This window comes from Robertmurraya korlensis, assembly GCF_023715225.1.
Taxonomy (GTDB): Bacteria; Bacillota; Bacilli; order Bacillales; family Cytobacillaceae; genus Robertmurraya_A.
The window spans coordinates 119,789-133,809 of sequence record NZ_JAMBNS010000008.1; the positions used below are offsets into that span (position 1 = coordinate 119,789).

General features: G+C 42.4%; 13 protein-coding genes. 12 read left to right on the plus strand and 1 reads right to left on the minus strand.

Annotated elements, in window-relative coordinates; genetic code table 11:
• Position 1 precedes the first annotated feature (1 nt).
• The 5 genes from nuoN to spoIID all read left to right on the plus strand — a co-directional run bounded on the left by nuoN (position 2) and on the right by spoIID (position 5,621).
• Entirely contained in the window at positions 2-1,519 is a 1,518-nt protein-coding gene (nuoN, locus tag M3175_RS15365) for an NADH-quinone oxidoreductase subunit NuoN (protein ID WP_251520592.1), read from the plus strand.
• Positions 1,520-1,877: 358 nt separating this feature from the next.
• Positions 1,878-2,123, plus strand: coding sequence for a DUF1146 family protein (locus tag M3175_RS15370; protein ID WP_251520597.1), 246 nt, complete (start codon positions 1,878-1,880; stop codon positions 2,121-2,123).
• Positions 2,124-2,287: 164 nt separating this feature from the next.
• Entirely contained in the window at positions 2,288-3,034 is a 747-nt protein-coding gene (locus M3175_RS15375) for a YwmB family TATA-box binding protein (protein WP_251520599.1), read from the plus strand.
• Between the two features lie 32 nt (positions 3,035-3,066).
• A complete protein-coding gene (gene murA / locus M3175_RS15380) occupies positions 3,067-4,374 on the plus strand; it encodes a UDP-N-acetylglucosamine 1-carboxyvinyltransferase (RefSeq protein WP_251520601.1) in 1,308 nt (435 codons plus the stop codon).
• Positions 4,375-4,601: 227 nt separating this feature from the next.
• A complete protein-coding gene (gene spoIID / locus M3175_RS15385) occupies positions 4,602-5,621 on the plus strand; it encodes a stage II sporulation protein D (protein ID WP_251520603.1) in 1,020 nt (339 codons plus the stop codon).
• 18 nt (positions 5,622-5,639) lie between these two features.
• Here spoIID and M3175_RS15390 read toward each other — a convergent pair whose 3' ends face one another.
• Entirely contained in the window at positions 5,640-6,014 is a 375-nt protein-coding gene (locus M3175_RS15390; protein ID WP_251520605.1) for a VanZ family protein, read from the minus strand.
• Between the two features lie 123 nt (positions 6,015-6,137).
• On the opposite strand from M3175_RS15390, the gene spoIIQ reads away from it, so the two are divergent.
• The 7 genes from spoIIQ to M3175_RS15425 all read left to right on the plus strand — a co-directional run bounded on the left by spoIIQ (position 6,138) and on the right by M3175_RS15425 (position 14,016).
• Positions 6,138-7,043, plus strand: a complete 906-nt coding sequence (gene spoIIQ, locus M3175_RS15395) for a stage II sporulation protein SpoIIQ (protein ID WP_251520608.1) — start codon at positions 6,138-6,140, stop codon at positions 7,041-7,043.
• Between the two features lie 222 nt (positions 7,044-7,265).
• Positions 7,266-8,873 carry a gamma-glutamyltransferase family protein gene (locus M3175_RS15400; protein WP_251520610.1) on the plus strand — a complete coding sequence of 536 codons (1,608 nt, stop codon included), beginning with the start codon at positions 7,266-7,268 and terminating at the stop codon, positions 8,871-8,873.
• 14 nt (positions 8,874-8,887) lie between these two features.
• Positions 8,888-9,496, plus strand: a complete 609-nt coding sequence (locus M3175_RS15405) for a pyroglutamyl-peptidase I (RefSeq protein WP_251520613.1) — start codon at positions 8,888-8,890, stop codon at positions 9,494-9,496.
• A gap of 298 nt (positions 9,497-9,794) precedes the next feature.
• Entirely contained in the window at positions 9,795-9,974 is a 180-nt protein-coding gene (locus tag M3175_RS15410; protein WP_251520616.1) for a hypothetical protein, read from the plus strand.
• A gap of 138 nt (positions 9,975-10,112) precedes the next feature.
• Positions 10,113-10,415, plus strand: coding sequence for a DUF4212 domain-containing protein (locus M3175_RS15415; RefSeq protein ID WP_251520620.1), 303 nt, complete (start codon positions 10,113-10,115; stop codon positions 10,413-10,415).
• A gap of 69 nt (positions 10,416-10,484) precedes the next feature.
• Positions 10,485-12,152, plus strand: a complete 1,668-nt coding sequence (locus M3175_RS15420; protein ID WP_251520622.1) for a sodium:solute symporter family protein — start codon at positions 10,485-10,487, stop codon at positions 12,150-12,152.
• The gene (locus M3175_RS15425) at positions 12,133-14,016 is read left to right on the plus strand and encodes a DUF294 nucleotidyltransferase-like domain-containing protein (RefSeq protein WP_251520625.1); all 1,884 of its coding nucleotides are present in this window, start codon (positions 12,133-12,135) and stop codon (positions 14,014-14,016) included. Before M3175_RS15420 ends, M3175_RS15425 begins: the two co-directional genes overlap by 20 nt.
• The last annotated feature ends 5 nt before the right edge of the window (positions 14,017-14,021 follow it).

Here is a 14,021-nt window from a genome sequence, read left to right on the forward strand (position 1 = left end):
GATGGATCTTGAACAAATGTTATCGTATCAATGGGCAATTATGACACCGGAGTTCATCATCCTTGGTATTGCAACCGTCCTTTCTATCATGGACTTGTTCATGCCGAAAAACCAAGATCGAAAAATTCTTGGCTGGATTGCATTCACTGCCATTATTGCAGCGTTTGTGTCTTTACTAGGATTGGTAGATTTAGAATTAACGAGTATTTTATATGATACGTTTCGCTTAGATTCGTACGCAAAAGCGTTCAAGTTGTTACTACTCATAGGTGCAGCGCTTGTTATGCTACTTGCGGTCAGCTATGAACCAAAGGAAGAGATGAAAGAATACAAGGGAGAGTTCTACTATTTATTTTTAACCGCTTTGCTCGGAGCGATGGTCATGACATCGAGCGGAGACTTAATCACATTATTTGTCGGACTTGAACTTTTATCGCTTTCTTCCTATATTTTAGCGGGCATGCGTAAAAAGCATCTTCCATCGAATGAGTCAGCTATGAAATATGTCATCAATGGCGGAATTTCAACAGCTGTCACCCTGTTTGGATTAAGCTATGTGTTTGGATTAACTGGATCAACCAACTTAACCGAGATTACAGGTGTGTTATCAGCGAACTTTGATACACAGCAAATCTACTTGCTTGGTTTATCTTTTTTACTAGTGTTTGTTGGACTATCATTTAAATTGGCATCGGTACCGTTTCATATGTGGGCGCCAGATGTGTATCAAGGAGCGCCAACGCCAGTTACTGCCTTTTTAAGCGTTGTATCCAAAACCGCTGGATTCGTGATTTTGCTTCGTATTCTGTTGTCTGTATACGGGGCAGCACCATCTGGTTCGAGTACGGCATCGTATCCGATGCTGATTAAAATGCAAGATTATATCGCACTGCTTGCAGGAGCAACGATGATCATCGGGAATGTTATTGCTTTACGTCAACGCAATGTGAAACGTCTTTTTGCTTACTCGAGTATCGCGCATGCGGGTTACCTATTGGTCGCGATAGCGGCATTGTCAGCGTTCATGTTTGACGCGATGTGGTTTTACTTAGGAGCATATTTGTTCATGAACCTTGGTGCGTTTGCCATCATACAGCTGATCAGTGGAAAAACAGATAATGAAGATATTAGTGCATTTGCTGGACTTTATAAGCGTTCACCAATCTTGGCCGTTTCAATGGGAATATTTCTTCTTTCGTTAGCGGGAATTCCAGGAACAGCAGGCTTTATTGGAAAGCTGAACATTTTTATGGGAACGTTCTATGTGGACCCAGCACACTATGTGCTAGCATCGGTCATGATCGCCACGACCGTCATTTCGTACTTCTACTATTTCGGCATTTTTACACAAATGTTCTTCCGACCAGCAGCAACCGATGAAAAAATTCAGCTTCCAGCTGGAATAATCGTCGTGTTAATTATTACGGTCGCAGCCACCATTGTGTTTGGTCTATTCCCGAATTTGGCGTTTGATTTCTTGCACAATCAATTCAACGGCTTTTCGGACATGTTTCAATAAGTAATACTGGGAGTAAAACTAGCAAAAGTTGGGGGACTTTTGCTAGTTACACACGGTAAGATGGGGTTTTAATAGAAGTAGCAAGAAGAGGGTTGGGGGACCCTCTTCTTTTTTGTGTAAGGAGGTTTTTATTGTTGGGGAGCGGGGTAAAGAGAGTTTTATGACGTTTAACGGTGGTACCAAAAGCTTAAATGGGTCATAAAACGTCAGCCCATAAAAATCTCTAAAAAAAACGAAACTTTTTCCCACCCTCACTCGTCAATAATGAGGTATGTGGTTCTGTTTTTGTAACAAAAATGATACAATGAAAGGTGGGCTTGCCCAAAGACCAATTGTATAAGGGAGAGAAGAAGTACCGATGATCGCAGAATTTGGACATCAAGCGTTGATTAGCATTTTGTCGCATTTGTTTTTTATTGCACTTGCTTGGTGGGCGCTACAGTCCATTAATTATGAAAAGTTACTAAGAGCGAACCATGTGTTACAAGCAAGAGTGTTGTTTATATTTTTATCGATTGTGATTGGTTCTACTGTTAGTAATTTTTTCCTGGATTATTTACTGTGGTCACAACAACTACCATTACTCTTCCAAATGATTATGTAAAATATAGGTCTTCTGACATTTTTATTAATGTCTAAATTTAAGTAAAATTCTCTTTGTGTGTTACTGCACAAAAGCTTACATAAGACTTGTCAAAAAGTGACGACAATTCCTAAGTATGACCTTGAGCTACCTGGTAACAATGGTAGTAAGGGGAGGAATTGTAGATGAAAAAACTTTCTTATGTCTTATTAATCATTTGCTTAACAGGTTTTGCCATTATAAACATTGGGAATAAAACGATAGTAGCGAAAGAACAGCTTGACTTACTTACACTTGCTTCTGTCGTGGAAGGGGAACAAATTCCCATCACTGAATGGTCTTTACATGCAAGAGAGAAAATGGACCATTTAACCAGTTTGGAGGACGTGAAGGAGTTCAGTAACGACTTGCAAAAAAAATTTCCTGAATGGTCATGGAATGTGAATTCTAAAGCGAATATGTGGGAAGCTACAGGTATAAGCACCACTGACCATGGTCCAAAGGAAAAAATCCAAGTTTTAACAACCCTCACAAATCAGCACCCTCAAACGTATATCATTTATGAGGTGAATGACCAGAAATTTTCGCAACAAACCACACAATTTCTTGAAAATGAACTACCATTGCAGCTCTCTGACATATTTCGAGGAAAACCAACAATTTTCTCTTGTATAAAAGGCGAATTCAGTGATAAGATGAATAAGTCTTTGCCTGATACTGTCAACCGTTTGCTGGCACAGTTTAAGGCAGAAGAGATTGAATCATTAGACGAAAATAATTTTGTATCATCATCGGCGTTTTCGCCTATGTTGTCAAAAGGTCTAACAAGCAAACAGAAAGAAATGAATCTACAACTAGGACTTAGAACGCAAGGATTGGGCGCAAAGACTACCCTAGTAGTTGGCACACCAATCATTACGATTGAATATTAATATAGAGAAAATGGACGCGGAGGGGAATACACTTGGAAAAAATCATCGTCCGCGGCGGAAGAAGGCTTAGTGGCTCAGTGAAAGTAGAAGGCGCTAAAAATGCAGTTTTGCCTGTGATCGCCGCAACATTATTAGCAAGTGATGGAAAATGCGTAATTAAAGATGTGCCGACGCTCTCCGATGTATATACAATCAATGAAGTGTTACGCTATTTGAATGCCAACGTTGGATTTAAAGATAACACGGTAACGGTTGATGCATCTGGAGTATTAAGAGAAGAAGCACCATTTGAATATGTTCGAAAAATGAGAGCATCTGTACTAGTAATGGGTTCATTGCTAGCTCGAAATGGCCGTGCACGAGTTGCATTGCCGGGTGGCTGTGCAATTGGTTCACGTCCAATTGATCAGCATTTAAAAGGCTTCGAAGCTATGGGTGCCAAGGTGAAAGTTGGAAACGGATTTATTGAAGCTGAAGCTCCAGAAGGTCGCTTACACGGCGCAAAAATCTATTTAGACTTCCCAAGTGTCGGTGCGACTGAAAATATTATGATGGCCGCGACTCTTGCCAATGGTACGACCGTGATGGAAAACTGTGCGAAAGAGCCAGAAATTGTGGACTTAGCCAATTTCCTTAACAAAATGGGTGCCAAAGTAAGAGGAGCAGGAACAGGTACAATTCGCATTGAAGGTGTAGACGTTCTTTTTGGTTGCGAGCATCATATTATTCCTGATCGTATTGAGGCTGGAACATTCATGGTTGCTTCCGCTATTACTGGTGGAAATGTGCTTGTAAGAGGAGCCGTTCCAGAACATTTAACCTCACTTATTGCGAAAATGGAAGAGATGGGCGTTATTATTGAAGAAGAGGCTGACGGTTTACGTGTCATTGGACCAGATAACCTAAAAGCCGTTGATATTAAAACGATGCCACATCCAGGATTCCCAACAGATATGCAATCACAAATGATGGCATTGCTTCTTCACGCAAAAGGAACAAGTATGATTACGGAAACGGTATTTGAAAACCGCTTTATGCACGTGGAAGAATTCCGTCGTATGAATGCTGATATTAAAATTGAAGGTCGTTCAGTGATTATGAATGGACCATCTAACCTGCAAGGAGCAGAGGTTGCTGCAACGGATTTACGTGCGGCTGCTGCGCTTATTTTAACAGGGTTAGTGGCTGATGGCATCACTCGTGTAACAGAGCTTAAGCATTTGGATCGTGGGTATGTTGACTTCCATCATAAGCTTGCAGCACTTGGTGCAGATATCGAGCGTGTGACAGAAGTGGTTGAAACAATCGCAGAAACATACGTTAGCGATATGAATGCTTAAATAAATATATATTCGTAAATGTAAACCGTAGAAGTATTCCATACTCTGCGGTTTTTTACATTTTTATTACATAAAATAATGACCACCTAGAATATTGTGATGCATCGTCGATGTTTTTATTCATAAAAGAAGAAAAAGTCATATTTGCTTGTCCAAGTCCATATGTATGAATGGAGACGGGACTACATATTCCTTGTTACCTAATGCGTACTGGAGGCACAAGCGCAATGAAACTAAAACCATTTGTAATCGTATCCGCCATTCTATTCGTCGTCACACTCATGATTCCTACACTCGTCGTGCTCCCTTTTTCAGAGGGTAAGGTAAGTGGAAAACTTGGAGAGGAAACCGCCAAAGAGACGGTAGCTGAAGCACCACCAACGGGTCCGGCCGTAGAGGTTGCTGTTTATCGTACAGCTTCAGAATCAGTTGAGACATTGGAGTTGGATAACTATGTGACAGGCGTCGTTGCTTCAGAAATGCCAGCCACGTTTGAACTTGAAGCATTAAAGGCACAAGCTCTTACAGCCAGAACCTATATCGTGAGACAAATGATCAGCTCGGAAAAACTGGAAGTACCGGATGGGGCGCTCGTGACGGACACGGTACAGCACCAGGTATATAAGAATGATGAAGAGCTTCGAAAAATTTGGGGCAAAGACTACACCTGGAAAATAGAGAAGATCCGTAAAGCTGTACAAGAAACGAGCGGACAGATCTTAACCTACGAGGGAAGTCCGATCGATGCGACGTTCTTTTCAACCAGTAACGGGTACACAGAAAATGCCGAAGCAGTTTGGCAAGGAGCTCTTCCTTATTTGAAAAGCGTTGAAAGCCCTTGGGATAAGAACTCAAAGGAATTTAATGGACAAAAGGTGGTATCCGTGGCAGATTTTGAACGCCTTTTAGGAGTAAAGGTGGGCTCAGGTGATACAATTGGGAAAGTCGTCGAACGAACATCCAGTAATCGAGTGAGCAAAGTGGATTTTAATGGCACGGTTTTAACCGGGCAAGACATTCGTACAAAGCTGGAGTTAAAATCAACCGACTTTACGTGGGAGCGAAAAGGCAACCAAATCGTTATAAATACAAAAGGGTACGGTCACGGCGTTGGTATGAGCCAATACGGGGCGAATGGAATGGCGCAAGAAGGGAAGAACTACGTAGATATCGCGAAGTACTACTACCAAGGAGTAGAAGTCGTATCATCAAACGATCTGCTCACGAAGATTACTGCCCAGAAATAGCTAGAGCGACTGCTCTAGCTATTTCTTTTTCAAAAAAGAAAAGCGGTTGACGACATAGTAGGCTACGGTAACACCAATCACGTCCTTCACAAGGTCAATCCATGTGGCCGAGCGGTAAGGAACGAAGGACTGATGGATTTCATCTGTTGCTCCGTACAGGCAAGCAATGATCGCGAAGATGAGGCTCGTCTTTTTTGATAGCTGTCCATTTCCATAAAGTGCAAGGGCGAATAAAAGATACAGAATACCGAATTCGATCAGGTGTAAGGATTCTTTGATGATGCGGTCGAGGGACAAATCGGGCAGGGCGACGAATTCGTCAGCCGGGAAGCTAGATAGTGTCCAAATAAGCGCCATATATGCAAGGGGAAGGGCCCAAAGAAATTTTTTCATAAAACAATCTCCTATCATGAATAATTGTAAAAGCTTTGTCGAAAAATAAGTCTAAAAATTTTTTTCCTCACAACGTATATATTTCTCTCACATTGTTCAAACTGATTGCTGAGGTGATGATAAATGAGAGAGGAAGAAAAGAAACGATCTTCTCAAGATTCAAATGTTAAGCGCTTTTTAAAGAAAAGATGGGCATTCCCAGCAATTTATCTAGGAAGCGCAGCGATCATTTTAACCGCGGTTTTATGGTATCAAAGCAGTGCAACAGACTCAGACAAGTTTGGGTACAACAACGAGGCTACTGACGTTACAGACAAGAAGTTCAATGAGCCAGCTGTTGAAGTATCACGTACAATGGAAAACTTTGTAATGCCGGTAACAGATCCAAACAAGGTCGAAATTCAAAAGCAATTCTATGATAATAACGGCTCAGAAGAACAGCAAGAAGCAGCCCTAGTATTCTACGACAATTCGTACCATCCAAACACAGGTATTGATATTGTTCAAAAAGATGGGGAAGCATTCGATGTAGTAGCAGCTCTTAGCGGAACAGTTACAAAAGTGGTTGATAACGATTCCCTACTTGGAAATGTAATTGAAATTGAGCATGACAAAGGAATTGTAACACAATATCAATCAGTTAGTGACATCAAAGTAAAAGTGGGCGACGAAGTAAAGCAAGGTAAATCGATTGCAACAGCAGGTGAAAGCCTTGTTAATGAAGAAGCTGGCGTTCATGTACACTTTGAAATTCGCAAAGACGGAGTAGCTCTAAATCCAATTGACTACTTCCAAAAGCCTTTAAGTGCACTGAAAGATGTTAATGTGTCTGATATGGAAAACAGCGGAAAAGATGATCCAAGTGCAGTAGAAGAAGAAGAGGAAGCAACAGATGACGCAGCAGAAAAGAAAGCTGCTGAAGAAGAAGATGCGGACAAGTCTACTGAAAAAGAAGGAACAGATTCTGGTAAAAAAGAAACTCCTGGAACTGAACAAGGAACTGACAGCACAGATAATTCTGATGCATAGGATATGAAATGAGAAAACCCGCCCTAGTGCGGGTTTTTTTGTTGAGGAGGAGGAACTTTGTTTATTAAGTGTCCACCTGGGACGGACAAAAACCAGAATTTGTCCACGAACGGTGACAGACACCCTAGTTGAGACCCTAGTTTGTAATTTCTTATTATTGGAAAAATTCAAAATCTATCGTATAATATTTCGAAAGACGAAGTTTAATAGGGGGAGTTTCATTTGTCATACCTTACATATCCGTATCGTTCACAGCGAATGGCAACGATTGCTAGAAATGGCATGGTGGCAACATCTCAGCCACTAGCAGCACAGGCAGGTCTTGATATGTTAAAAAAGGGCGGAAATGCGGTGGATGCGGCGATTGCAACAGCAGCGTGCTTAACCGTGGTTGAACCAACGTCAAATGGCATTGGTGGTGATGCGTTTGCGCTTGTGTGGATTAAAGATAAGTTGTACGGCTTAAATGGGAGCGGACCTTCCCCGCAAGGAATTTCCATTCAAAAAGTGAAAGAGCTCGGTCATGAAAAAATGCCATCGCATGGCTGGATCCCCGTTACAGTACCAGGAGCTCCTTCTGCGTGGGCGGAGCTCTCCAAACGATTCGGACGTTTGCCGTTAACGGAAGTATTAAAGCCGGCGATTACTTATGCACGTGATGGGTACCCGGTATCTCCAACGCTTGGAAAGTACTGGTCTGGTGCTTATAAAATTTATCAGAAACGCTTTGGGGATGATGCTACATACAAAGAATGGTTCCGCGTGTTTGGTCCCGATGGAAAGCCACCACAAATTGGTGAGCTGTGGAGATCTGAGGATCATGCGAATACACTTCAGGAAATCGCAGAAACAAATGCAGAAAGCTTTTACCGAGGCCGATTAGCAGATGAAATCGACGCTGCTTCTAAGGCTCATGGAGGATTTTTACGAAAAGAAGATTTAGCAGCCTATCAAGCGGAGTGGGTGGATCCAATTAGCGTAAACTACCGCGGCTATGATGTGTGGGAAATTCCGCCAAACGGACAGGGCTTGGTCGCACTGATGGCACTCAATATATTAAAAGGATACGAGTTTACGCATCGTGAAGATTTAAAGGGATTACATGTGCAATTAGAGGCGATGAAGCAGGCATTTACAGATGGAAAAACATATATTACCGATTCGAAAACGATGAAAGCAAGTGTTTCAGATATGCTTTCGGAGGAATTTGCCCAGCAAGCACGTGAGAAGATCACAGACGAGGCCCAAACCCCAGAACCGGGCACTCTTCCAAAGGGTGGAACGGTATATTTGGCGACCGCTGATGGAGAAGGGAATATGGTTTCTTTTATCCAAAGCAATTATATGGGTTTTGGTTCAGGGATTGTCGTTCCAAACACAGGAATCGGACTGCAAAATCGTGGCCATGATTTCTCATTGAATGAGGAAGACGAAAATGCGCTTGCTCCTGGGAAAAGGACGTATCACACGATCATTCCTGGTTTTATGACGAAGGATGGAGAGGCTGTTGGACCGTTTGGTGTGATGGGTGGATATATGCAGCCACAGGGTCATGTACAGGTAGTGATGAATATGATAGATTTTGACCTCAATCCACAAGCGGCGCTGGATGCTCCTAGATGGCAATGGATTTCTGGCAAGAAGATAGAAGTGGAGCATGATTTCCCGAATCATCTGGTTCAGGGGTTAGGGAGAAATGGACATGAGATGGTTGTTGCTCATGATTCGGGCGGCTTTGGTCGTGGACAGGTGATTATTCGTAATCCAGAGACGGGCGTGCTAACGGGAGGTACGGAGAAGCGTACAGACGGTAGCATTGCTAGTTATTAAGGGGAGACACATCTATGAAAAAGCTATTGTTAACGGGGTTTGAACCGTTTCTAAACCATCCCATTAATCCAACCGAGGAGATCGTATTGAGACTGGATGGAGAACAGATTGGTGAATACGAGGTGAAGGGAGTTCTTTTGCCAGTAGATTTTGAAAAAGCACCAGTGGCGATATTGGAAGCGGTTCGTGAGTTTGCCCCTGATGCGGTATTGTCGCTCGGTCTTGCTGCAGGACGGACGGAAATAACACCGGAGCGAATTGCGATTAATTGCCGTGATGGAGCAGCGGATAATAGCGGGAGGGCTTTAGTAGATTCTCAGATCGTTGAAAATGGAGCAGACGGCTATTTTTCTACGCTTCCTATTCGGATGCTTGTGGATGCTCTTAATGAAAAAGGCTATCCTGCTTCTATCTCCAACAGTGCGGGAACGTATTTGTGCAACAATGTGATGTATAGCGTTTTGCATGAGTTAAAGAAGAAACAAGTGAACATTCCAGCTGGCTTTGTACACGTTCCAGCCTCCCACGAGCTTGTAATTGATGAGAAAAAAGCAATGCCCAGCTGGTCCTCAAGAGACTTGCTTGAAGCCGTTAAAATGATGATTAAGACACTGAGCATGTGAGGTTTCACATGCTTTTTCTATGTTATAATTCATGTTTGGGTTTCTAATTTCAACATAGTGTTAACCGATATAACAAACTCCTTGAAATAAAAAAGTTTTCGACGAATGTCCCATCAGGAAAGTATTGGTAATACTGTGTTTCTAAGTTGTATCTCCAATTTTCGACAAGCCCTCTGGAAATTTAATGGCTAGTCTTACTTGACCAAGAGACAGTTTATGTAGATAATAAATATTGAATTTTCTTAAAATTTCAGAAAAGTAAAAATTGTTAACGCTTTCGCATAAAAGGAGGCAAGAAATGACTTTTTTTGGCTTACTTCTCATCTCTGTCGTTTGTTTATTTTTTGCATTTAAAAGAAAAAGACCCTTCTTCTTAGTAATTCCATTCCTATCCATTTTTGTTTACTTCATCGTTCAAATCATCCTAGTTCCCATGCCATTCATTGATACCATCAAATTTATCTTCAGCTTAAGTTAGTACGGTTGGTGACTTTTTCTTGCATAAGCGGCAAGTAAAAGTTCATATACATTTTTTGAATAGAAAGGAGGATCGGTTTTACAAAAAACGGTTCATCTAGACATGCACAGGAACATCATTTTTCATGGGGGTGTAAGTGTGAAGAAAATTGATAAAGAGGTAGCAGATAGTTATTTTCGCGAAAGAACTCGCAATATTATTATTTATTTTATCGTCTGGTTTCTCGTTTCTTTTGGGGTGGTCTTTTTTGCTGAGCCACTAAGTCAGTATTCCATTAATGGATTTCCACTCCATTATTTCATGGGAGCTCAAGGGGCAGTCATCACGTTTATTATTTTACTATTTGTAAATGCGAAGCTGAGTGACAATGTGGATAAAAAATATGGAATTGATGAGAGCAAAAATGAACAAATCAGTTCTGGAAAAGTGTTCGAGCATTAAAGGGGAATGCTCGGGTCTCAAATAGAAAAAGACGAACAAGGAGAAATCAATCAATAGGGGGGAATACATTTGGATACACAATTCTTGGTCTCATTAACGATCATTTTAGCGACGTTTGCCCTGTATATCGGGATTGCCATTTATAACAAGGCGAAGGCAACATCTGATTTCTATGTAGCCGGACGCGGTGTACCGCCTATTTTTAACGGAATGGCCATCGGGGCGGATTGGATGAGTGCGGCTTCATTCATTGGTATGGCGGGTACGATCATGCTACTCGGATACGACGGCCTTGCTTATATCATGGGCTGGACAGGCGGATATTTATTGCTTACGTTCTTACTAGCTCCTCAGCTTCGTAAGTACGGTCGCTACACGGTTCCGGAATTTATCGGTGACCGCTTTGACAGCCATACGGCTCGTGTCATTGCGGCTGTTATTACGATCATTATTTCTTTTACGTACTCAATCGGTCAGTTGTCAGGTTCTGGGGTAGTTATTGGACGACTGTTTGAAATCGATGCAAAGCTTGGAACGATGATCGGTGTTGTGTTAATTGCATTTTACGCAGCATTCGGAGGAATGAAAGGGATTACATGGACGCAGGTAGCGCAGTATATTATTTTGATTATTGCTTACTTAATTCCAGTTATTTTTATGAGCTTGCAAATTACAGGCAACCCAATGCCATGGCTATCATATGGGGAGCTTGTTGGAAAAATGGGTGAACTCGACCGGGAGCTTGGAATATCAGAATACTTTGCACCGTTTACAAACGGAACGAAGTGGCAGTTCCTTGCTCTTATGTTCACACTTATGGCTGGAACGGCTGGACTTCCACACGTAATCGTTCGCTTCTATACGGTATCAACGATGAAAGCGGCTCGTTGGTCAGGCGCTTGGGCACTTCTATTCATCGGGTTATTATACTTATCAGCACCAGCATATGCTGCGTTTTCACGCTTTATTTTAATGACAAAAGTGGCTGGTAGTAAAATTTCTGAGCTACCGGAATGGACAAAAACATGGGTGGATACTGGAAAGCTTCAAGTCGCTGATGGTAATGGGGATGGCATTCTTCAGTGGAGCGAGTTAGTAATTTCTAACGATATCGTCGTTATGGCTACACCTGAAATTGCCAACCTGGGTGTATTCGTAATCGGTTTGGTAGCGGCTGGTGCGATGGCTGCGGCTTTATCAACGGCAGGCGGATTGATGATTGCGATCTCTTCTTCCTTTGCACATGATATTTACTATCGTGTCTTGAAGCCAAATGCAACAGAAAAGAAACGTCTTTCTGTTGCTCGTTGGTCAATTGTTATTGCAACTTTATTTGCGGGTCTGATCGCTCTTAACCCTCCAGGAGCCATCACACAAATTGTGGCTTGGGCGTTTGCACTTGCAACAGGAACGTTCTTCCCAGCACTTGTTCTTGGGGTGTGGTGGAAGCGTTCGAACGCTAAGGGCGTTATTGCTGGTCTATTAGTTGGACTAGGCGTGACCTTAACGTATATTTTTGCCGCGAAATACGGTGGATTTACGATTTTAGGCATTATTGATACAGGAGCGGGAGTGTTTGGAGCAGCAGCGGCGTTCTTAACGAATATTATCGTTTCTTTATCCACGGAAGCACCATCTCAGAAAATCCAAGAGGAAGTTATTGATTTACGCTATCCAGAACAGATGGTGTATAAGAATGGCGAGGTTTGGATGAACGATGGAACAAAACAACTATAATGAAACTATTTTAGAGGCTGTACGGTTTCACCCCTTTTTTCAAGGGGTGGATGTCCGTACGGCCCTTTCCCTTATCGAGCTTTGTGAGCTTAGAATGTTTGAAAAGCAGGAAATGATGCTGAAAAAAGAAGTTCAGCGTGACGGCTTGCTCCTCATCCTATTAGGGATTGCGGAAGTGTATATAAAAAATGAGCAAGGAACGCAGGAGGAAGTCCTTGAGGTCGTTCAAAAAGGGGAGTTGATTGGCTTTTCGAGTTTGGCTGATTTCCTAGGTGTCTCCAAACCAGGCAAGGAGGCAGCCACTCAAGTGGAAGTACGAGCCGTCGAGCCGTGTAAAGCCCTTTATATCCCTTTTACGGTCATTGCCAAGCGGTGGGATGACCCGAATGTTCATGATTATTTATTAGCTCAGGTGAGTGTACGGCTTAAGGATATTTATGCTTCGTTAGCAGAGCAGGTTCAGCTTGCACGTGATTTTGGAGAAAGAGATGCGTTCATGCTGCGCGTCCAAGATTTGATGACACAACAAGTGGTCAGTGTGTCCCCGACCACAACGGTTCAAGAAGCAGCTCTCCTGATGCATAAAGAGCGCACAAGCTCTGTGCTTGTAACGGAAAATGGGAGGCTGGAAGGAATCATCACAGAACGAGATATGGTCGAGCGGGTGATTGCAGCAGGACGATCTTTCGATTGTGTTGCCGGAGATGTCATGACACCTCATCCGGTGACGATCTCACGTTTTGCTTATTATTATGATGCCTTATCTTTAACCCTTATAAAAGGAATCAAGCATTTGCCAGTCATAGAGGGTGAAAAACTCCTAGGAGTGGTGACGTTATCTGACTTATTGCGGAAAAAGAACGAAAATGTGATGAAGACGATACAAAAGATCGAGCAATGCACAGAAGAGAATATTGTTCAGGTGAAAAAGGCGATTTATGACATCCTTGAAACGCTTATTAAAGACAGAATTCCTATGTTAAAAACGTTAGAGATTGTAACTGGGTTGTACGATCGGCTAGTTAAGAGAGCGGTGGAGCTTTCAATAGAGGCGCTGGGGGAAGAGGTTCCCTGTCATTTCGCTCTCTATCAAATGGGAAGTGCGGGACGTGGGGAGCAGTTTTTGTTAACAGATCAAGATCATTTTCTTGTTTACGAGAAGGAGGAGTACAAGGAGTATTTTTCAAGATTAGGTGTGGAGATTACAAATATGCTTGAAAAAGCAGGTTATGCCCGATGTCTTGGTTTGATGATGTGTAGTGAGGGGAAATGGCGTGGGACCATCGAAGTGTGGCAGGAAAGAGTGAGAGGGTGGATGCTTCAAGCCACAAATGACCATCTCCTACTTGCACAAAACTTCTTTTCGTATCGCTTTTTAACAGGATCTCAACTGTTGCATGAGAGATTTGAAGAGGGAATACGAGAGTTATTACAGCGCTCCAAAATCTTTTTGTATCGACTTTCTCAAGTGGAGAGAGAGCATGTAATTCCGACTTTGGATCAACCCATTCGGTCGTTATTTAAGCTTGAGCGAAAGCAACTGGATATGAAAAAGGAAGTGCTGTTTCCTTATCATCATAGCTTGCAAATTCTCACTCTTTTGCATGGGGGAATGTCTGGTACGTCCGTTGACAAAATCGTCTTTTTAAAAGAGAAAGGGGTGCTTTCGGACGTGCTTGCCACGGATTTGGAGCACGCGGTGGAAGAGGTACTGCGTCTGTACGTGACTCAGCGCTGGCAGCAGAAAGGAAAGGCCCATATTGAGTTTGCTAGACTATCAACCCGAGAAAAAGAGGAGCTTATTTTAAGTTTAAAATCATTAAAAGAGCTGCAAAGCCAAGTGTTTGCTAACTTTTCTGTATAGGAGGA

What these genes read in the sequence shown, in the direction of transcription:
- M3175_RS15375 (WP_251520599.1), top strand. Translation starts at nt 2,288, where the DNA reads ATGAAAAAACTTTCTTATGTCTTATTAATCATTTGCTTAACAGGTTTT.
- M3175_RS15390 (WP_251520605.1), bottom strand. Translation starts at nt 6,014, where the DNA reads ATGAAAAAATTTCTTTGGGCCCTTCCCCTTGCATATATGGCGCTTATT.
- spoIIQ (WP_251520608.1), top strand. Translation starts at nt 6,138, where the DNA reads ATGAGAGAGGAAGAAAAGAAACGATCTTCTCAAGATTCAAATGTTAAG.
- M3175_RS15425 (WP_251520625.1), top strand. Translation starts at nt 12,133, where the DNA reads ATGGAACAAAACAACTATAATGAAACTATTTTAGAGGCTGTACGGTTT.
- nuoN (WP_251520592.1), top strand. Translation starts at nt 2, where the DNA reads ATGGATCTTGAACAAATGTTATCGTATCAATGGGCAATTATGACACCG.
- M3175_RS15370 (WP_251520597.1), top strand. Translation starts at nt 1,878, where the DNA reads ATGATCGCAGAATTTGGACATCAAGCGTTGATTAGCATTTTGTCGCAT.
- M3175_RS15410 (WP_251520616.1), top strand. Translation starts at nt 9,795, where the DNA reads ATGACTTTTTTTGGCTTACTTCTCATCTCTGTCGTTTGTTTATTTTTT.
- M3175_RS15405 (WP_251520613.1), top strand. Translation starts at nt 8,888, where the DNA reads ATGAAAAAGCTATTGTTAACGGGGTTTGAACCGTTTCTAAACCATCCC.
- spoIID (WP_251520603.1), top strand. Translation starts at nt 4,602, where the DNA reads ATGAAACTAAAACCATTTGTAATCGTATCCGCCATTCTATTCGTCGTC.